Origin of the sequence: Bacteroides sp. ET225 (genome assembly GCF_024733745.1) — a bacterium.
Taxonomy (GTDB): Bacteria; Bacteroidota; Bacteroidia; order Bacteroidales; family Bacteroidaceae; genus Phocaeicola; species Phocaeicola excrementipullorum.
Genome location: NZ_JANRHN010000011.1, coordinates 61,054 through 78,374, shown reverse-complemented (window position 1 = coordinate 78,374; position 17,321 = coordinate 61,054). Strand labels below are relative to the sequence as shown.

Annotated in this window: 16 protein-coding genes; 8 read left to right on the top strand and 8 right to left on the bottom strand. The window is 51.8% G+C overall.

Annotated elements, in window-relative coordinates; translation table 11 throughout:
• Window positions 1-60: 60 nt before the first annotated feature.
• Together NW212_RS06945 and nadC are read right to left on the bottom strand one after the other, a co-directional pair.
• A complete protein-coding gene (locus NW212_RS06945) occupies window positions 61-675 on the bottom strand; it encodes a DUF4923 family protein (protein WP_258337918.1) in 615 nt (204 codons plus the stop codon).
• A 30-nt stretch (window positions 676-705) separates the two neighbouring features.
• Window positions 706-1,560 (bottom strand): carboxylating nicotinate-nucleotide diphosphorylase, encoded by an 855-nt coding sequence (nadC, locus tag NW212_RS06940; protein ID WP_258337917.1) that lies wholly within the window; start codon window positions 1,558-1,560, stop codon window positions 706-708.
• 93 nt (window positions 1,561-1,653) lie between these two features.
• Here nadC and rlmH point away from each other — a divergent pair, with 93 nt between their 5' ends.
• A complete protein-coding gene (rlmH, locus tag NW212_RS06935) occupies window positions 1,654-2,127 on the top strand; it encodes a 23S rRNA (pseudouridine(1915)-N(3))-methyltransferase RlmH (protein WP_258337916.1) in 474 nt (157 codons plus the stop codon).
• Window positions 2,128-2,139: 12 nt separating this feature from the next.
• On the opposite strand, the gene NW212_RS06930 is transcribed toward rlmH, so the two are convergent.
• Window positions 2,140-3,039, bottom strand: coding sequence for a helix-turn-helix domain-containing protein (locus NW212_RS06930; protein WP_258337915.1), 900 nt, complete (start codon window positions 3,037-3,039; stop codon window positions 2,140-2,142).
• A 353-nt stretch (window positions 3,040-3,392) separates the two neighbouring features.
• On the opposite strand from NW212_RS06930, the gene NW212_RS06925 reads away from it, so the two are divergent.
• The 4 genes from NW212_RS06925 (at window position 3,393) to NW212_RS06910 (ending at window position 9,339) form a co-directional block, all read left to right on the top strand.
• The gene (locus NW212_RS06925; protein ID WP_309148243.1) at window positions 3,393-4,436 is read left to right on the top strand and encodes an efflux RND transporter periplasmic adaptor subunit; all 1,044 of its coding nucleotides are present in this window, start codon (window positions 3,393-3,395) and stop codon (window positions 4,434-4,436) included.
• A 9-nt stretch (window positions 4,437-4,445) separates the two neighbouring features.
• Window positions 4,446-7,532: an efflux RND transporter permease subunit gene (locus NW212_RS06920; RefSeq protein WP_258337914.1), complete on the top strand. Its 3,087-nt coding sequence runs from the start codon at window positions 4,446-4,448 to the stop codon at window positions 7,530-7,532.
• Between the two features lie 172 nt (window positions 7,533-7,704).
• Window positions 7,705-8,988 (top strand): TolC family protein, encoded by a 1,284-nt coding sequence (locus NW212_RS06915; protein WP_258337913.1) that lies wholly within the window; start codon window positions 7,705-7,707, stop codon window positions 8,986-8,988.
• A gap of 126 nt (window positions 8,989-9,114) precedes the next feature.
• Window positions 9,115-9,339 carry a winged helix-turn-helix domain-containing protein gene (locus NW212_RS06910; protein WP_258337912.1) on the top strand — a complete coding sequence of 75 codons (225 nt, stop codon included), beginning with the start codon at window positions 9,115-9,117 and terminating at the stop codon, window positions 9,337-9,339.
• Window positions 9,340-9,425: 86 nt separating this feature from the next.
• Here NW212_RS06910 and NW212_RS06905 read toward each other — a convergent pair whose 3' ends face one another.
• Window positions 9,426-10,025 carry an OmpH family outer membrane protein gene (locus NW212_RS06905; protein WP_258337911.1) on the bottom strand — a complete coding sequence of 200 codons (600 nt, stop codon included), beginning with the start codon at window positions 10,023-10,025 and terminating at the stop codon, window positions 9,426-9,428.
• 55 nt (window positions 10,026-10,080) lie between these two features.
• On the bottom strand, window positions 10,081-10,299 hold the full coding sequence (locus tag NW212_RS06900) for a hypothetical protein (RefSeq protein WP_258337910.1): 219 nt from the start codon (window positions 10,297-10,299) through the stop codon (window positions 10,081-10,083).
• Window positions 10,300-10,451: 152 nt separating this feature from the next.
• On the opposite strand from NW212_RS06900, the gene NW212_RS06895 reads away from it, so the two are divergent.
• The 3 genes from NW212_RS06895 to NW212_RS06885 all read left to right on the top strand — a co-directional run bounded on the left by NW212_RS06895 (window position 10,452) and on the right by NW212_RS06885 (window position 13,436).
• Window positions 10,452-11,909 carry an aminoacyl-histidine dipeptidase gene (locus NW212_RS06895; RefSeq protein WP_258337909.1) on the top strand — a complete coding sequence of 486 codons (1,458 nt, stop codon included), beginning with the start codon at window positions 10,452-10,454 and terminating at the stop codon, window positions 11,907-11,909.
• Between the two features lie 86 nt (window positions 11,910-11,995).
• Window positions 11,996-12,937, top strand: coding sequence for an endonuclease/exonuclease/phosphatase family protein (locus NW212_RS06890; RefSeq protein ID WP_258337934.1), 942 nt, complete (start codon window positions 11,996-11,998; stop codon window positions 12,935-12,937).
• A 4-nt stretch (window positions 12,938-12,941) separates the two neighbouring features.
• The gene (locus tag NW212_RS06885; protein WP_258337908.1) at window positions 12,942-13,436 is read left to right on the top strand and encodes a 3'-5' exonuclease; all 495 of its coding nucleotides are present in this window, start codon (window positions 12,942-12,944) and stop codon (window positions 13,434-13,436) included.
• A 317-nt stretch (window positions 13,437-13,753) separates the two neighbouring features.
• Here the strand turns inward: NW212_RS06885 and NW212_RS06880 are convergent, their stop codons facing one another.
• Genes NW212_RS06880 through NW212_RS06870 form a run of 3 tightly spaced genes read right to left on the bottom strand, consistent with a single transcriptional unit; the run spans window position 13,754 to window position 17,155 of the window.
• A complete protein-coding gene (locus NW212_RS06880; RefSeq protein ID WP_258337907.1) occupies window positions 13,754-14,914 on the bottom strand; it encodes a fimbrillin family protein in 1,161 nt (386 codons plus the stop codon).
• A 43-nt stretch (window positions 14,915-14,957) separates the two neighbouring features.
• A complete protein-coding gene (locus NW212_RS06875) occupies window positions 14,958-15,869 on the bottom strand; it encodes a DUF5119 domain-containing protein (protein WP_258337906.1) in 912 nt (303 codons plus the stop codon).
• Entirely contained in the window at window positions 15,866-17,155 is a 1,290-nt protein-coding gene (locus tag NW212_RS06870) for a DUF3575 domain-containing protein (RefSeq protein ID WP_258337905.1), read from the bottom strand. Before NW212_RS06870 ends, NW212_RS06875 begins: the two co-directional genes overlap by 4 nt.
• Window positions 17,156-17,321 lie beyond the last annotated feature (166 nt).

Here is a 17,321-nt window from a genome sequence, read left to right as displayed (position 1 = left end):
ACGGCCGAAACAGACGATGTTCCTGTTCCGGCCGTTCTTCTTGTATGTGTTCCGACAGTGTTATTGTTTCTTCAGCGATACGCCTAGTTGCAGTCCGTCGTATTCGTTCAGCAAGGATGTTGCTGTGCTGATGGCGCTGTTTGAGGATTTTCCGGCAATCGCTCCGGTGATGTTCTGTGCCAGTGACATCAGCTTGTCTGCCTTGAACAGCAGGCTCATCGTGTCGCCCGTCAGTCCTTTTGATACCGTCACGTTCGTTTTGATGCCCAGGCGCGTCTTCATTGTCAGCTCCTTCGTGTCCGGATTGTAGCTGTAGGTGCCTTGGGTGGTGCGGCTTCCGATGGTTGCCGTATAAGTGCTGTCTTCGTTGAACGTATAGGAAGAGCCTTCCTTGAATCCCAGCAGTTCGAATACGCCGCTCATCTTTTCTTCAATCTTTTTTGAAGCCACTTCGCCTCCGGCTTTTGCCAGCAGGTTGTCGCTGGTGAACTTGCAGTCAGGGCCGGCGTAGGTCCATGTTCCCACAATCGAATTGCTTTCGCCCGTAGCCTTGTTGATCACGGCGTTCGCCACTCCGGAGAGGATCGATTTCCAGTCCTGTGCCATGCCGTTGGCTGCGCCTGCCATGCAGAGGACAGCCGCCAGCATTACTTTAAGCAGAATACTTTTTTTCATCTTTATATAGTTTTAAGTCTAAGTTTTTTCTCAGCAAGCCTTGAAGCTCATGTCAAGCCCCTTTACCGAATGGGTGAGAGCGCCTACAGAAATGAAGTCCACTCCACATTCCGCATAGTCGCGGAGCGTGTCGAAGGTGATTCCTCCGGAAGACTCGATCTCATAACGCCCGCCGACCATTTCAACGGCCTTGCGCGTGTTTTCCGGCGTGAAGTTGTCGAGCATGATACGGTCCACTCCGCCCAGGTCGAGCACCTGCTGCAGCTCGTCGAAGTTGCGCACTTCGATTTCAATCTTCAGGTCCTTGCCCTTTTCCTTGCAGTATTCTTTGGCACGTGTGATGGCCTTGTCTATTCCTCCCGCAAAGTCTACGTGGTTGTCCTTCAGCAGAATCATGTCGAACAGTCCGATGCGGTGGTTCACGCCTCCGCCTATCTTCACCGCCATCTTCTCGAGGATGCGCATTCCCGGAGTCGTTTTCCGCGTGTCGAGCACGCGGGTCTTCGTGCCTTCGAGGCGTTCCACGTATTTATGGGTCATGGTAGCAATGCCGCTCATGCGCTGCATGATGTTCAGCATCAGGCGTTCTGTCTGCAGCAGCGACTGCACTTTCCCCGTCACCGTCATCGGCACGTCGCCCGGCTTTACATGCGCGCCGTCGTTGATGAATACCTCTACCTGGAGTGTCGGGTCGAAGCGTCTGAACACTTCTTTCGCCACTTCAATGCCTGCCAGTATTCCTTCTTCCTTGATGAGCAGCTTCGATTTGCCCATTGCGTCGGCAGGGATACATGATAATGTGGTATGGTCACCGTCGCCTATGTCCTCTGCAAAAGAGAGGTCGATCAGACGGTCTATCAGATCTTTCACAATTTTTTCGTCCATCTTGATTCGATTATAAAAGGTTTTGTTTGCGGCAAAGGTAAGTATTATTCGTATCTTTGCAAAAGTTACACGATTAAATCAGATAAAAAAAGGATGAAAATAACATTGCTTGTGGTGGGTCGTACCGCCGACAGACTCTATGCAGAGGGGATACGCGACTATCTGGAGCGTGCCGGCCACTATGTGCCGTGTGAGATGGAGGTGATTCCGGAGCTGAAGAACACGAAGAGCCTGAGCCGGGAGCAGCAGAAGGAAAAAGAAGGCGAGCTGATATTGAAAGCCATTCAGCCCGGAGATTGCGCGGTGCTGCTTGATGAGCATGGTAAAGAGTTCCGCTCGGTGGAGTTTGCCGCATGGATGGAGAAGAAGATGCATGCGGTGAACCGCAGGCTGGTGTTCGTCGTTGGCGGGCCGTACGGATTTTCTCCGGCCGTGTATCAGGCGGCGCAGGACAAGATTTCACTCTCGAAGATGACTTTCTCGCATCAGATGGTCAGGCTTGTCTTTGCCGAGCAGCTCTACCGTGCCATGAACATACTGAACAACGGCCCTTATCATCATGAGTGACAGGCGGGCCGCTTATTCGAACTTTTGCGACAGCTTGTCGCGGTATTCGCGGGGCGAGCATCCGAAGTATCTTTTCACGTATTTCCCGAAGAACGACAGGTTGGGGAAGTCCAGCTCGTTCGACACTTCCTTGATGCTCATGTCCGTGCGGTTCAGCAGTTGCTTGATGTCCGTCACAACATACTGGTTGATGATTTCAGAGGCCGTATGCTCGCTCGTTTCCTTGCAGATGGCCGAAAGATACTTGGGCGTGATGTGCAGCTTGTCGGCATACCATGCCACCGAACGGCTTTTGGGATAGGACGAAGCGATCAGTTCCGTGAAGGCGAAAAACAGGTTCTCGGCCGATGTGTATCCGTGAGGCTTGATTTCGATGAAGCGTTCGAGCACGTCGTGAAACTCGTACATGAATGCGCGGAGCAGCGCGTCGGTTACTTCGCGCCCGTGCTTGCAGGCGGCGTTCGTAAGCTTCGAGCGGAGAAGGTCGTAGTATTGGTTGAACAGCGTCACTTCTTCGGAGCGCAGAGAAAGAATCGGGTTTTTCTCGAAGAACTGCTGCGCGTTCCATGTGCTTCGGGAGATCAGCGTCATCTGCTTTATGTATTCGGGCGACAGGCAGATGCCTCTGAACTCCACGTCCGTGTCTGGCTCGCTGTTTCCTATGATGATGTTCGGCCGGCAGATAAGCAGCTCGTTTGTTTTCAGGGCCTTTTTCTCTCCATTGATAGAGATCGATACGGAACCTCTCAGGCACAGCAATGATATGAAAACGTTGACTTTGATAACCTCCTGCCGTTTCTGCATCTTGGGATTCGATATATTGTCTATAAGTGCCAGCCGGTCGTCATAATAAATGACCCCTTCCTTTGCTTTATCGTCGTTCAGACTTCTCTCCATTATTTTTTTCTCCATACATTTTTGTGTTTCGCTGCAAAATAAACGAAATAAAGACAATACTTGATGATGCTTACTTCTTAAATATTGTCCCGATTGTCTGATTTTGGGAGAAACGAGAAAAAATGACCAGTTCTGCGGATAGAAATCAGGTACAATTTTTTTTCAAAGCATTTTTCCTTGCATCCATGAAAAAAGACGGCGGATTTTTAAAAAAATAAGCTGACAAGTCATTTGAGATGACGGCTTATTTTGACTTGAATGACCCGTTATCTTGCTTAAAGTTATTCGTCATCTTTTTGCGGGAAACCTCGTGTCGGCAAAAGGACGTACATGCGCTGTGTTTTTTTGAAAGATAAACAATAGTAAGTATGAAAATGATTCGTTGTTTTGTGCTGGCGGTGTCTGCATCGCTGGCACTGGCCGGGTGCCAAGTGAAAGAGGAGAAGACCGGCGGACCTTCTCCCGTAAGAGTGAAAGTGATGAAGGTTGCATTGTCCGAGCAGAAGACGTCCGGGCGTTTTTCCGGAACGGTGGAGGAAGCGGCCGGCACTCCGCTCAGCTTTTCCGTTATGGGAACGGTGAATGCCGTCAGCTTTCGCCTGGGCGACCGGGTGGAGAAGGGGCAGCTTCTTGCCTCGCTCGATGCCACGTCGGTTCGAAGCAGCTATGACGCGGCAAAGGCTGCGCTTGTACAGGCGGAAGACGCCTACCGCCGCATGAAAGAGCTTCACGGCAAAGGGAGTCTGCCCGAAATCAAGTGGGTGGAGGTGCAGAGCAAGCTCCAGCAGGCGCGTTCCATGGAAGAAATGGCCCGCAAGAACCTGAAGGATTGCAAGCTGTATGCCCCGTTCAGCGGAGTGATAGCAGACAAGTCGGTCGAAGTGGGACAGAACGTGATTCCCGGGATGGCCGTCGGAAAGCTGCTGGGGGTAAGCAGGCTGAAGGTAAAGATATCCATGCCGGAATCGGAGATCGCTTCGGTGTCCTTACATCAGAAGGCGGAAATTGTCGTTCCGGCACTGGGGAGCCGCCGTTTCTCGGGAATGGTGAGCGAGAAGGGGATTATGGCGGATCCGTTTTCCCGTTCTTACGAAGTGAAGATTGACGTGGCGGATGCCGGAGGAGATTTGATGCCGGGAATGGTGACCGAAGTCAGATTGGCTGGCGCCGATGGAGGAACGGCGGTTATAGTTCCTGCACGCATTGTGCAGCTGGACGAAAAGAACAGGTCGTTTGTATGGATAGACAACAATGGAGTTGCAGAGAAGCGAGTGATCTCTTGCGGTGATTTTGCCGGTGACGGAGTGGTGATCACGTCTGGCTTGAAAGTGGATGACCGCATCATTGTAGAAGGACAGCAGAAAGTCTGCAACGGAACTAAAATTACGGCAGACGAGGAGGCAAAGCAATAATCACGCATTATGGAAAAGAAAAAACGTAACTTTGTGGAATGGGCGATGCACTACCGGCAGATTGTGATTCTGGTAGTGGCCTGCCTGGTGGCATTCGGCGTGTACAGCCTGCCCGAAATGCGCAAGAACGAATTTCCGGATTTTACCGTCCGTCAGGGTATTGTAGTGGCAGTGGCTCCTGGCAATACGGCCCGGGAAATGGTTGAACAGGTGACCAAGCCGCTCGAAGAATATATCTTCACCTATAAGGAAGTGAAGAAAGAAAAAACTTTCTCGAAAAGCCGCGACGGCATCGTATACATACAAGTGGAACTGAATGATGATCTGACTAACAAAGACGAGTTCTGGAGCAAGTTCAAGCATGGCGTATCGCAGTTCAAGAGCCAGTTGCCTGGCAATGTGCTGGCACTCATCGTGCAGGATGATTTCGGTGACACTTCTGCTCTGCTCATCACAATGGAAAGTGAAGACAAAACCTATCGCGAGCTGGACGACTACATGGACTTGCTGCAAGGCCGTCTGCGACGCATCCCTGCCGTGGGACGCATGACCGTGAGCGGGATGCAGAACGAACAAATATCGGTCTATCTTGATCACGACCGCCTCTCGAAGTATGGACTTAGCGATCAGATCCTTGCTCTCAGTCTGATGCAGAAAGGCTTCATCACCAATGGCGGACGGGTGAAGGACGGCTCCATGGTAGAGCCTATCTACGTCAGCCGCTCGCTCAATACTGTGCGCGACGTTCAGGAACAGATTGTCTATACCGACCCGCTGGGCAATGTGGTGCGTTTGAAAGACGTGGCCCGTGTTGTCCGTGAATATCCCGATCCCGACAGTTACATCACGAACAACGGACGCAAATGCCTCCTGCTTTCGGTGGAGATGAAGAAGGGGCAAAACATTGTGGCGATGGGCGATGAAATCAACAAGGTGCTGGATGAGTTTCAGACGGAACTGCCCAGCGATGTTACCTTGTTCCGCATCACCGACCAGCCGAAGGTGGTGGATGACAGCGTGTCGAACTTTCTCCACGAACTCATCATCGCTATCGTGGCGGTGGTTATCGTGGTGATGCTCTTGTTGCCCTTGCGTGTGGCATTGGTGGCTGCATCTACTATTCCGATTACCATATTCATATCTTTGGGACTGTTCTATGCGTTCGGCATTGAACTGAATACCGTGACGCTGGCGGGACTGATAGTGACGCTCGGTATGATTGTGGACAACTCGATTGTCATCATCGACAGCTATCTGGAGAAACTGGGCGAGGGATGCTCGCGCTGGCATGCTTCCATTGAGAGCACCACGCACTTCCTTAAGTCTATCTTCTCCGCCACGCTGGCCATCAGTATCACGTTCTTCCCGTTTTTATTCACGATGACGGGTATGCTGAACGACTTTGTGCTGAGTTTCCCGTGGGGTATTACCATTGTGCTGGCTACTTCATTGCTCATCGCTACGATGCTTGTACCGTTCATGCAGTTCTACTTCATCCGCAAGCCTATGGAGGCGAAGAAGGAGGAAGGCAAGAAGGCGTTCTCTTTCCTCGACCTCTTGCAGAAGTATTACAACCGCCTGTTTGATTGCTGTTTCCGCCATCCGATAGTGACGGTGAGTGTGGGTGTGCTTTCTGTAGTGATAGGCGGATGGATGATGGAGCGGCTTCCCCAACAGTTGCTTCCGGCCGCCGACCGTAACCAGTTTGCCGTAGAGATATACCTTCCGACGGGTACTGATGTGGACGTGACCGCTGCCGTCGCCGACAGTATGGAGCACATCCTGCGCCAAGACCCTCGTGTGGTCAGTGTGGCTTCATTTAAGGGATGTGCGTCTCCCCGTTTCCAAACGGCATACGCCCCCCAGATTCCCGGCACCAACTATGCCCAGTTCATTGTGAACACGACGGGTGTGGAGGCTACCGTGGAACTGTTGGACGAGTATGCGCCGAAATACATCGATTATTTTCCTAATGCCCGTGTCCGCTTCAAACAACTGAGCTATAGCGATGCAGTTTATCCTATCGAGGTACGTCTGTCGGGCGAAGACCTGGATGTGTTGAAGCACGATGCGAAGGTTATAGAAGAACGCTTGCACGGAATGGACGGGCTGGTATTGGTGCAGACCGACTTCAACGAGCCACTGCCTGCCATAGCGGTCAATCTGAAAGAGGATGAGGCGACTCGCCTTGGTGTGTCAAACTTAGGGTTGGAGTCCACCCTTGCCATGCGCTACGGCAACGGCTTGCAGATAGCCAATGTATGGGAGGGCGACTACGGTATCCCTGTCACGTTGAAGAGTACGAATGCCGACCATGCCCAGCCTGCCGACTTGAACGATGAGTTGGTACCCGTAGCTGCCGGACTTGCCGATGTCCCCTTGCGGCAGGTAGCCGATGTGGTACCTGCTTGGAAAGAAGGACAGATTGTGCGCCGCAACGGTGTCTATACCGCCAGTGTGCAGGCAGATATCGCACGGGGTGAGAATGCGATGGCGATGAATGTACGTGTGCAGAACGTGGTGAACGGGATGCAGCTTTCGCCCGGTGTGCGTGTCAGCTATGGGGGTGAGCAAGAGGCAAACGATGACAAGATGCCGATGATTATGAACGGGCTGGCATTGGCGGCTGCTATCATCTTCTTCATTTTGTTGGCGCACTTCCGCAAGGTGAGTATCGCCGTGCTGATGTTTGTCAGCCTGCTGCTATGCCTCTTCGGAACGGCTGTCGGCATCCTGATACAGGGCGTTACCTTCGGTGTGACCTGCGTGCTGGGCATCATTGCCCTGATGGGTATCATTGTGCGTAACGGCATCATCATGTTCGACTATGCTGAGGAGTTGCGTGCCACCGAGCACATGACCGCCTCCGATGCTATTTATCACTCTGCCCAACGTCGAATGCGCCCCATCTTCCTTACCTCTGCGGCTGCTTCAATGGGTGTTATCCCGATGATATTGGGCGGCTCAGGGCTGTGGATGCCGATGGGTACGGTCATCTGCTACGGCACGCTCATCACGATGCTGTTCATTCTCACCGTCCTGCCTTGTGCCTACTTGCTCATCTTCCGGGGAAGCAGCAAGAAGCGTGAGAAATAGAATGCGTTGGAGCAACAGTAATACTCATGTCAGGGTATTGATGATACCCCATGTATGGGTGCTTGTCACGCTGGATTTGTAATCCGGCGTGACGGAAAAGGAATATTCCACAGGTGGGTATCAGATATACCTTATATTATATAGAATACAGAAACAGAAATAACGTTGAAAGATGAAACATACAAGTAAATGCTTTTTAATGGCTTTGGCGTGGGGAGGCATGGCTGCCTCACTTGCTGCCCAGCAGGTTTACACGCTAGATGAATGCATAGAAAGTGCTTTGCAAAACAATGCCCGTATGCAGAATGCCTCAAACGATCTCGCTTCCGCCCAGCACCAGCGCAAGGAGGCATTCACCAAATACTTCCCTGCCATCAGTGCTACGGGCGGTGGCTTTTTGTCGTCCACTCATTTGTTAGGCATGGAAATGGGGCCTGGCATGTCGTTAGGGCTGATGAAGAATGGCCTTGTAGGCGGAGTTACCGCTTCGATGCCTCTCTTCACCGGAGGCCAGATTGTACAAGGCAACAAGCTCTCGGAGGTGAATGTGGAGAAATACCGCCTTTTGGGCAGACAGACGAAAAACGAGGTGGAGCTCACCGCCGAGCAGTATTACTGGCAGGTAGCGATGCTGAAAGAAAAGCTCCGCACGCTGCACGTGGTGGAGGCTCAGCTGGCAGAAATCCTTAAGGACGTGGATGCCGCTGTGAGCGCGGGCGTGACCAACCGTAACGATTTGCTTCAGGTGCAGTTGCGGCAGAACGACACGCGCAGCACGCGCATTAACGTTGAAAACAGCCTTGCCCTGTCGCGCCGCCTGCTGGCGCAATACATCGGTACGCCGGGTGATAGTGTGGACGTGGACTTTGCGGTGGCGGACTCACTGCCCGAACCGCCTGATGCACTTTATCGCCGTCCTGATGAATCGCTTGCCCTTACTCCGGAATACAACTTGTTGCAGGCAAAGCTGAAGGCAAGCCGCATCGAGCGGAAGATGACTCTTGGCAAGCAATTGCCCACGGTGGCGATAGGCGGCGGATTCGTTTACGACAACCTGCTGGACCGTGACCGCAATTACTGGGTAGGTTTCGCCACGGTGAGCGTGCCTCTGAGCGGCTGGTGGGAAGGTAGCCATAGCCTGAAGCGCAGCAAGCTTGCCGTGCGCACCGAAGAGAATAATCTGCGTGACGGAAGTGAACTGCTGGTTATCAACATGCAAAATACGTGGAATGCCATGACTGATGCTTACAAGCAAGTGCGTATAGCCATTGAGAGCATCGGACAGTCAGCGGAGAACCTTCGTCTGCAGACCGATTACTATCACGCCGGCACCTGCACCATGAGTGACCTGCTGGAAGCACAGGCCCTCTACCAGCAAAGCCGCGACCAGTACGTGGAGTCATACGCTCAGTATCAGGTAAGAAAGCGGGAATACTTGCAGGCTACGGGAAGGTGATGAAGAAAAGAGAATGTGCTTTCAGTCACTAAGCAAGAAAAACGGGATATTCTCCTATGGAATGATTTTGGTATATTGCGGCTGTAAAAAATTAGGTGAAACGGACAAATATAAAAATGGAAAAGTATGGATAAGGTAAGCATTGGAATGAATGCCGGCATCGTCTGGCGTGTGGTCCGCAATCATGGACCGCTTGTGGGCTACAAGGAATTGAAGAAAGCCTCAGGGCTTTCCGACCGTGATCTGAATGCGGCTATCGGGTGGCTGGCCCGTGAGAACAAGATCGAGTTTGCCACCAATCCGGACGATGATTCCGATCTGTTCTTTGTAGAATTGAATGTATATTTCTGACGGTGCAAAAAAGTCACGAAGAACGGAAAGCGAATACCCGTATCTTCGTGACCTTATATCTCAAGGCTTGCCGGAACCGGCAGTCCTTATTTCTTGGGAGCCGGATTGTAGCGTGCGTTCAGCCCTTCCACGATTTCCTGTGTGATGTCGAGCGACTTGTCGGCAAACAGCAGGTTGTCGAGCTGTGTGTTGCTGATGATCAGGCTGTATCCTTTTGACTGGTTGTACACTTTCAGGAACGAGTTGATTGAGTCGCGCAGCTGGAGGCTGTTCTTCTGGTTTTCAGCTTGCAGTTCTGCATAGAGCTTTTCCTGCAGCTGCTGGAGGTCGCGCTGCTTCTGGAGCAGACGTGCGTTTTCCTGTTCGGCACGTTCGCGGCTTGCGAATCCGTTGTTTTCAATCTTGCGCTGGAATTCTCTCATCTCGCCGTCCAGTTCCTTGGCCTTTTCGTTCAGTGTGGTGCGGATGTTTTCTTCCTTCTTGATCATCTCTTCGTTCAGATCGTTCCAGTAGCGGTATTTGGTAAGAAGCGAATCCACCTCTACGTAGGCGATTTTCATATTTGTTCCTGCAACGGCCGGAGCTGTTGTCGTGGCAGATGAATCATTCTTCTGGTTACATTGAGTAAACAAAAGAGCGAATGCGAATGCGACGAAGGCATTCAGGATGTACTTTGTCTTTTTCATACGGTTAAAGTATCATTGTTAGTTAATATTTCGTTTTCTGTCGCTTCATTCTGCGTCACCGGATGTCTTTCCGTTCGGCTATCGCATGCGGATTGGCACGCTGCGCTTCCCTGTCTTGCGACTGTACGCAGCCGATGCCCTTTGCTTTCATGGCTTTGTTCCCGCTTACGTGGGTGTTCGGGAAACGCCCGTTTTTCTTGAACAGGATTTTTACCGACAGCAAAACCACGCTGATAGCAACTATTAACAGTGTAATCAGAATTGTCTGAAGCATTTCTATTAATTTTGTGGTGCAAAGATATATTTTTTGTCATGATAACTTTGGATTTTGTCCTGAAAAAAGTCGTTTTGGAGGAGTAAATCATGGTATTTAACTTATTTTTGCGGATTGAATAATATGCAACATTTAATTTAGACGATTATTTTATGGAAAAAAAAGATTTGCAGCCGGCATCGGTTTTTCATTATTTTGAGGAAATCTGTCATGTACCCCGTCCTTCGAAAAAGGAGGAGAGAATCAGACAATATTTGACAGACTTTGCGGAATCGCACGGACTGGAGTATAAAGTGGATGAGGCAGGGAATGTGCTGATCAGAAAAAACGCTTCTGCCGGAAAAGAACACCTGAAGACAGTGGTGCTTCAGTCGCACATGGATATGGTCTGTGAAAAGAACGGCGGCGTGGAGCATAATTTCGATACCGATCCGATCGAAACTTACATCGACGGCGATTGGCTGCGGGCAAAGGGTACGACGCTGGGTGCCGACAACGGAATCGGCGTGGCTACGGAGCTGGCCGTGCTGGCAGACCGGAATATAGAGCACGGTCCGATAGAATGCTTGTTTACCGTAGACGAAGAAACCGGACTGACGGGAGCCTTTGCGCTGAAAGAAGGTTTCATGAACGGAGATATTCTGCTGAACCTTGACTCGGAGGATGAAGGCGAACTGTTTATCGGATGTGCAGGCGGTGCGGGCACTACGGCCGAATTTCCCTGTCCGATGGTGCAGGCTCCCGAAGGATATTTCTTCTTCCGTGTGGCAGTCAAGGGACTGACGGGAGGTCATTCGGGCGATGACATCAACAAGAACCGGGCGAATGCCAACAAGATTCTGAACCGTTACCTGACTGCCCTGATGCAGCGTTACGGCATGTGCCTCTGCGAGATAGACGGAGGCAATCTGCACAATGCCATACCCCGCGAGGCGTCGGCGGTATGTGCGGTGCCGATGGCTCATAAGGAAGATGTGCGTGTGGACTTGAATGTTTTCCTTGCGGAAGTTGAAAATGAATACGCGGTGACGGAACCCAACCTGATTATGGAACTTGAATCGGAATCTCCCCGCCGGGAGGTGATGGAGGCAGAAGCCATGAAGCGTTTCCTGCTTGCCGTATACGCAGTGCATAACGGGGTTTACGCCATGAGCCAGGACATCCCGGGACTGGTGGAAACGTCTTCCAATCTGGCTTCTGTCAAGCAGAAAGACGGGAAGATCATTGTTGTCACCAGCCAGCGCAGCTCCATCCTGTCTTCGCGCAAAGACATGTCGCAGGCGGTGCGCGCCGCTTTCGAACTGGGCGGAGCATCCTGTGTCACAGCCGACGGTTATCCGGGATGGAAACCGAATCCTTCTTCCGAAATCTTGGGCATAGCCGTGGAAAGCTACAAGCGGCTGTTCGGGGCAGAGCCGAAGGTGAAGGCCATTCACGCCGGACTGGAGTGCGGCCTGTTCCTCGAAAAATATCCTTCGCTCGATATGGTGTCTTTCGGTCCGACGTTGCGGGGCGTTCATTCGCCTGACGAGCGTATGCTGATCCCTACGGTTGAGAAATTCTGGAACCATCTGCTCGATGTGCTGAAACACATTCCTGCCAAGGCATGACCGGCGGGCTGAAGAGGCTGGGGGCGTTGCTGGCATTGGGGGGAGCGTTTTTCTTTCAGCTGGCGGCGCAACAGCCTTTCCGGATAATGGAATACAATGTAGAGAATCTCTTCGACTGCCGTCACGATTCGCTGAAGCAGGACGGAGAGTTTCTCCCTTCGGGCGTAAGGGGATGGAACCGTTTCCGCTTTGCCGAGAAGGTGAACAAGGTGGCTAAGGTGATACTGGCGGCAAGCGGCCGGCAGGTTCCTGATCTGGTGGCTCTGTGTGAGGTGGAAAATGATTATTGCCTGCGCACGCTGGTCCGTTATTCTCCGCTTCGGGATGCGGCATATGAATATGTAATGACCGATTCGCCCGACGAACGGGGGATAGACGTGGCTTTGCTGTACCAGCCTGCGACGTTCAGGATGCTGGAGTTCCGTCCGATACGGATTCCGCTTGAACAACTGGGACACCGTCCTACGCGCGACATCCTGCATGTGTCGGGGCGCGTGATTTCCGGTGATACGCTGGATGTCTTTGTCTGTCATTTTCCTTCCCGTTCCGGAGGACAGAAGCGGTCGGAGCCTTATCGCCTGCAGGCTGCTTCGTGCCTGAAACAGGCGGCCGATTCCGTGCGTTCCGTCCGTCAGCGTCCGAATATTGTCATTACGGGTGACTTCAACGATTATCCCTCCGACCGTTCGCTTCGGGAGGTGCTGGGTGCGTCACGGCCCGGGGAAGATGAAATCAGCTGCGGGCGGTTTTACAACCTGATGGACGGCAAGCCGGGCGGAACCTACCGGTACAAGGGCGAGTGGAATATCCTCGACCAGATGATTGTGGGAGGCGAACTGTTGCAGGACAGTTCTTCCGTACGGACGGACTACGGGAAAGCCCGCATCCTTTCGTTCCCGTTCTTGCTGGAAGAGGACGAAATCTATGGCGGCGAAACGCCTTTCCGGATGTATCGCGGGATGCGCTATCATGGAGGCTACAGCGATCACCTGCCGCTGTTGCTCGAACTTGAAATAGATGATGAATGAGCATATGAGAGATTTTGCAGCGATAGACTTTGAAACGGCAAACCGCGAGCTTTCCAGCGTCTGCAGCGTGGGAATCGTGGTTGTGCGGGGAGGGGAGATCACCGGCGAGATTTATCGCCTGATACATCCTTCGCCCAACTATTACAGCTATTGGAACACGCGTGTGCACGGCCTTACGAGGGAAGACACGGAAAAGGCGGATGTATTTCCCAAGGTGTGGGAGGAGATTGCTCCGCTGATAGAAGGGCTTCCTCTGGTTGCGCACAACAGTCCGTTCGACGAAGGCTGCCTGAAGGCGGTTTTCCGCACTTATGGAATGGATTATCCCGATTATGTTTTCCATTGCACCTGCCGGGCTTCCCGGCGCGTGTTCGGCAAAGAGCTGCCCGACCACCGCCTGCCCACCGTGGCTGCGCGTTGCGGGTATGATCTGTCCTGCCACCACCATGCGCTTGCCGATGCTGAGGCTTGTGCCCGCATCGCCATGAAAATACTCTGAAGCGGCAGCATCCGGCAGATTTTTGCGTAAAATTCTGTATCTCTAGCCTGGAGATATAAATCTCCAGCTTAAGGATACATATCTCCAACTTGAAGACATATGTCTTCAGGCTGGAGATTCTTTTTTTCCGGCGGTGCGTCACCGGAGCTTCTCAGGTGTTGTATAAAAAGACAGAGAGCATCTCAAAATCCCTTCGAGATGCTCTCCTGGCCATAAAAAACAGATGAAATGATTCGGCCTTTATTGGAGACCGAAGTCATTTTTTCAGGCCAATGAAACAATTAAAATGATTGACAAAAAAAATCGCTTGTAGCGTATTACATGTTTATGTCTGTAGGAACTTCTTCCCAGTCATCCACGCTGACGGTGAAGGTGATGGGACCTCCCAGAATATCCTGTCCGCCGGTGCCCGGAGTTTCATCCGTCTTGTCATCCGTGCCGCCGGGGTTTTCCGGATTCGGGTCTATTTTGCCAGCACCGCCGCCGTCCCCGCAGAAAGTCAGGTTGTATACATACTTTTTGCCCGGCTGCCAGTTTGTGTTGATGGCTACAGCAGAGTAAGCATACTTTCCTGCCTTGTTGTCACTTTCTGTCGGTTGCGGATAAATCAAGGTTTCTCCTGCGTCGCTGATATTGGAGATACGGCAGAGAACGGCGAGATAAGCGCCTTGCTTGTTTATTTCCGCCTCGGGGTTGTTCTTCGTTCCGTTCCACGGAGTGAGCTGCTGCGGAATGACCATGAAGTTCTTTTCTCCGAACATGACGGACTTCAGAGTACCGTCCAGCGTGACAGCTTCTGTTCCGTTGCTGTAATAAGCTTTTGCCGGCATATTCTGGTCTGCATGGCTGCCCCATGCGTTGTCTGCCAGCTTAACGTTTGCTCCCAGTTCTGTTTCCGGGAAAGTCAGGCTGGCTTTTGTTGCCATGTTGACAATCTTCACTCCGATAATTTCAACCTTGATGGAGCTGCTTTTCGCGTTCTTGGCTTTTACCTCGATTTGAGATAGAGCATGCTTGAAGTTCAAGGGAACCGGAGCTGCGTTGTAAGTTTCTTTAGTCCCGGCTTTGTATGCAATCAGCAAATCCTTGTGGTTAGTCACGTTGCCGTCAGGAGTGAAATCGGAGATTGTTTTGCTGTCCTTGTTGATGGTTACAGTTCCTTTTCCTGAGGCAGGACCGTTTGCATAGGCATAGAATTTCAGTTCATACTCGGGCCAATAGTATGTACCCGCAGTATTCCATGCGTCGCCAGACTTCGTTACATCTGTTTCAAACTCTGTGCCGGTACTTCTGATGGCAGTAACCTTGAAAGCATTCAGAGAGGCGGATGTTTCTTGGTTGCCTTCTCGTGTAGAAGCGTCTACCAATGTGCGGAAAGCGATTCCTTTTCCACTGTTCACATCCACTACTTCGTCGTTGGAGCAGGCTGCAAATGATGCAGACACAATCGCTAAACTCAAAATAATGTTACTCTTCATAAAACAATTTTTAATGGTTAAGAAAAAAAAGTTCGTTTTATATCTACATGGAGATTTCAATCTCCTCTGTATTCCATTCGTCTACATTCGGGTTAAAGCCGCTGTCGTCGTCGATGGGCTTGGGCAGGGGAAGCCCGTCGAGCACGATGTGTACGTTCATCGGATCCGGCGCCTCGTGTATTTTTGCCGTGACATCATAGACAAAGCTGTATTTTTTCCCGTCGTTCAGCACGGCATATACAACCAGGCTTTGGGGAGTTTCCGATGCCGGTGGATAGCCGAAAGTGTAGAAATCGGCCTTTACAGTTGTCTTTCCGTCGGATGTCATGTCAAAAGGCAGCGTTGCCAGTTCGTCTGTCGGTGTGTCCTCACCGAGCATAAAGCCGCCGGACATGCCTGTGAGCGAACCGAATATTTCTCCCGAGGAGATGTACTCCAGATTTCCTGCATTTATTATTTCCACGGTATAGTGCCGCACAACAATCTTCGGGTAGAGCGTAAGCGTCTGTCCTTCGCGTGAAGCCACCACCTCCACTTCTTCCGCGCGGTCGTCCCACAGCATGTCCGGGACCGCTCTGATGCTTTGGCCGTTTCGCGGTACGGGACGCGGGAACGCTCCTTCGGTCAGATAAGCCTCAAAGCTTTCATAATGCTCAGCGTTCCGGTAGAGGATGAACTCTGTGTTGCTGTTCAGGCACAATGCGCGATAATGTCCGGCCGGAACCGTGACAGTTCCTCCCGTCCGGTCGTTGAACTCGTAGACCAGCGGTTCTTTTTCTGTTTTCGGAAAGAGATAAAGCCGCATGCTCGAGGGCCGGGCATCGGGAGCATATCTCCAGTCGAAGATTACCCGCAGATCAGCCGTGTGGGGATGGTCGAAGCAAAGCTCCTTGTGCTCGCATGCTGTCAGTATGCCTATCAGCACGAGCAGGGACAGTAGACCGTATCTTTTCATTTTTTGCCTCCTTTCTTCAGGTTGTGGTTTCCGCGGCCAAGCAGCCAGACAAGAGATATCTCAGCCTTGGTCGGACCAAACCAGTGCCGCTGTTTCGTTGCCTGCCATACATAGTGGTTGTCCATGGGCAGGTATTCGTAATAGGTTCCTCCCCAGTAGCCCAGGCCGATGACAAAGTCGATGTTCAATCTCCTTGCAACGGGCAGCGAATAGCCATATTCCAGTCCTGCGGTGTAGTTCATCTTTTCCCACAGCGTGCCGCCCGGTTTGCCGCCCATGTATCCCCGTCCTCCGGTTTCGAAGTCGTAGGTAAGTATCTGTCCGTACACTCCCAGATGGTGTCCGCTGAGCGGGCTTCCTCCTTCCGGGCGGCAGAAGTATTTCCGTATGGCCAGTTCGCCTCCGTAGATTCGCCAGTAGCGGTGGCGTCTGTTCTTCTTCCACCATGCGTACATCCAGCTTCCGCTTGCCGAGAAGCCTTTGCCCAGATAAAACTCTACGCCGGCGTTGGGGACGAGCAGGGCGTCATAAAGCAGATTGGTTTTGACCGCCATGTAGAAGGGCGGCTGCTGTTGCGGTTCTGATATCATCCGGCTGTCTTCCGCTTCCGTTTTGGATGCGGGCACAGGAGTGAGAGGCTGCGGCATCTCCACTGTATCTGTCTGTTCGGCATCAGGCTCTGGCACTTGTTCCGTCCCGGCAGCCGGCAGCAAGGATACGTATTGCACTTCAACGAGCGAACGGCGCAGCAGGGGAAAGAAATGCTTTTCCATATAGCGCCAGCTATTTCCCCGGTGAAGGTCCATCAGTTGCTTTTTGCGGCTGTCTACCACAATACCGTTTTTTATGACCCACTCAGGGGTATTGTCCAGAATAGACAGCACTTCTTCTTTTTCTTTGCAGGGCATGTCAGACTGCGCGACTTTCGTGCGGAGATTGTCCCAATCGATGCCGGCATGAGTTTCTGTTATAATGGAAGCCTGGGAAGGAATGCGGCGGCGAAGATAGTTGCCGATGCTCTGCGACCGGCGCTTCGACAAGTTTCTGTTCAGTGACGTGCTTCCTTCCGGCGATGCTCCCGACATTATGCAGAAACGGTCCAGGCGAAGCGTGCTGTCGGATGAGAGTTTGTGGAGGACTCCCAATAGACTGTCCAGTTTGTTGCGGTTATCCTGATAGGCGGAGTCGATCCGCGCACTTCCCTGCCGGTAATAGACCTCGACAGTGAAAGTGTCAACCGGCATAATGCCATCGGCCCATGCGGCAAGATTTGTTAGGGATAACATGCAAAAGCAATAAATTTTTTTTATCATATTACCAGTCTTGTATTTCTGATTGCAAATTTAGAGATAAGATTCCACAGAAGGCAGACTCTGCAATGTACATGTCTTTATGCGTAGTATGCTGATATACAGGATATAATATTCTTTTGTACATGTACAATTTGCATTC

Bases quoted from the DNA above. Each gene is read 5' to 3' on its own strand.
- NW212_RS06945 (WP_258337918.1), bottom strand. From the start codon at position 675: ATGAAAAAAAGTATTCTGCTTAAAGTAATGCTGGCGGCTGTCCTCTGC.
- nadC (WP_258337917.1), bottom strand. From the start codon at position 1,560: ATGGACGAAAAAATTGTGAAAGATCTGATAGACCGTCTGATCGACCTC.
- rlmH (WP_258337916.1), top strand. From the start codon at position 1,654: ATGAAAATAACATTGCTTGTGGTGGGTCGTACCGCCGACAGACTCTAT.
- NW212_RS06930 (WP_258337915.1), bottom strand. From the start codon at position 3,039: ATGGAGAAAAAAATAATGGAGAGAAGTCTGAACGACGATAAAGCAAAG.
- NW212_RS06925 (WP_309148243.1), top strand. From the start codon at position 3,393: ATGAAAATGATTCGTTGTTTTGTGCTGGCGGTGTCTGCATCGCTGGCA.
- NW212_RS06920 (WP_258337914.1), top strand. From the start codon at position 4,446: ATGGAAAAGAAAAAACGTAACTTTGTGGAATGGGCGATGCACTACCGG.
- NW212_RS06915 (WP_258337913.1), top strand. From the start codon at position 7,705: ATGAAACATACAAGTAAATGCTTTTTAATGGCTTTGGCGTGGGGAGGC.
- NW212_RS06910 (WP_258337912.1), top strand. From the start codon at position 9,115: ATGGATAAGGTAAGCATTGGAATGAATGCCGGCATCGTCTGGCGTGTG.
- NW212_RS06905 (WP_258337911.1), bottom strand. From the start codon at position 10,025: ATGAAAAAGACAAAGTACATCCTGAATGCCTTCGTCGCATTCGCATTC.
- NW212_RS06900 (WP_258337910.1), bottom strand. From the start codon at position 10,299: ATGCTTCAGACAATTCTGATTACACTGTTAATAGTTGCTATCAGCGTG.
- NW212_RS06895 (WP_258337909.1), top strand. From the start codon at position 10,452: ATGGAAAAAAAAGATTTGCAGCCGGCATCGGTTTTTCATTATTTTGAG.
- NW212_RS06890 (WP_258337934.1), top strand. From the start codon at position 11,996: ATGGAATACAATGTAGAGAATCTCTTCGACTGCCGTCACGATTCGCTG.
- NW212_RS06885 (WP_258337908.1), top strand. From the start codon at position 12,942: ATGAGAGATTTTGCAGCGATAGACTTTGAAACGGCAAACCGCGAGCTT.
- NW212_RS06880 (WP_258337907.1), bottom strand. From the start codon at position 14,914: ATGAAGAGTAACATTATTTTGAGTTTAGCGATTGTGTCTGCATCATTT.
- NW212_RS06875 (WP_258337906.1), bottom strand. From the start codon at position 15,869: ATGAAAAGATACGGTCTACTGTCCCTGCTCGTGCTGATAGGCATACTG.
- NW212_RS06870 (WP_258337905.1), bottom strand. From the start codon at position 17,155: ATGTTATCCCTAACAAATCTTGCCGCATGGGCCGATGGCATTATGCCG.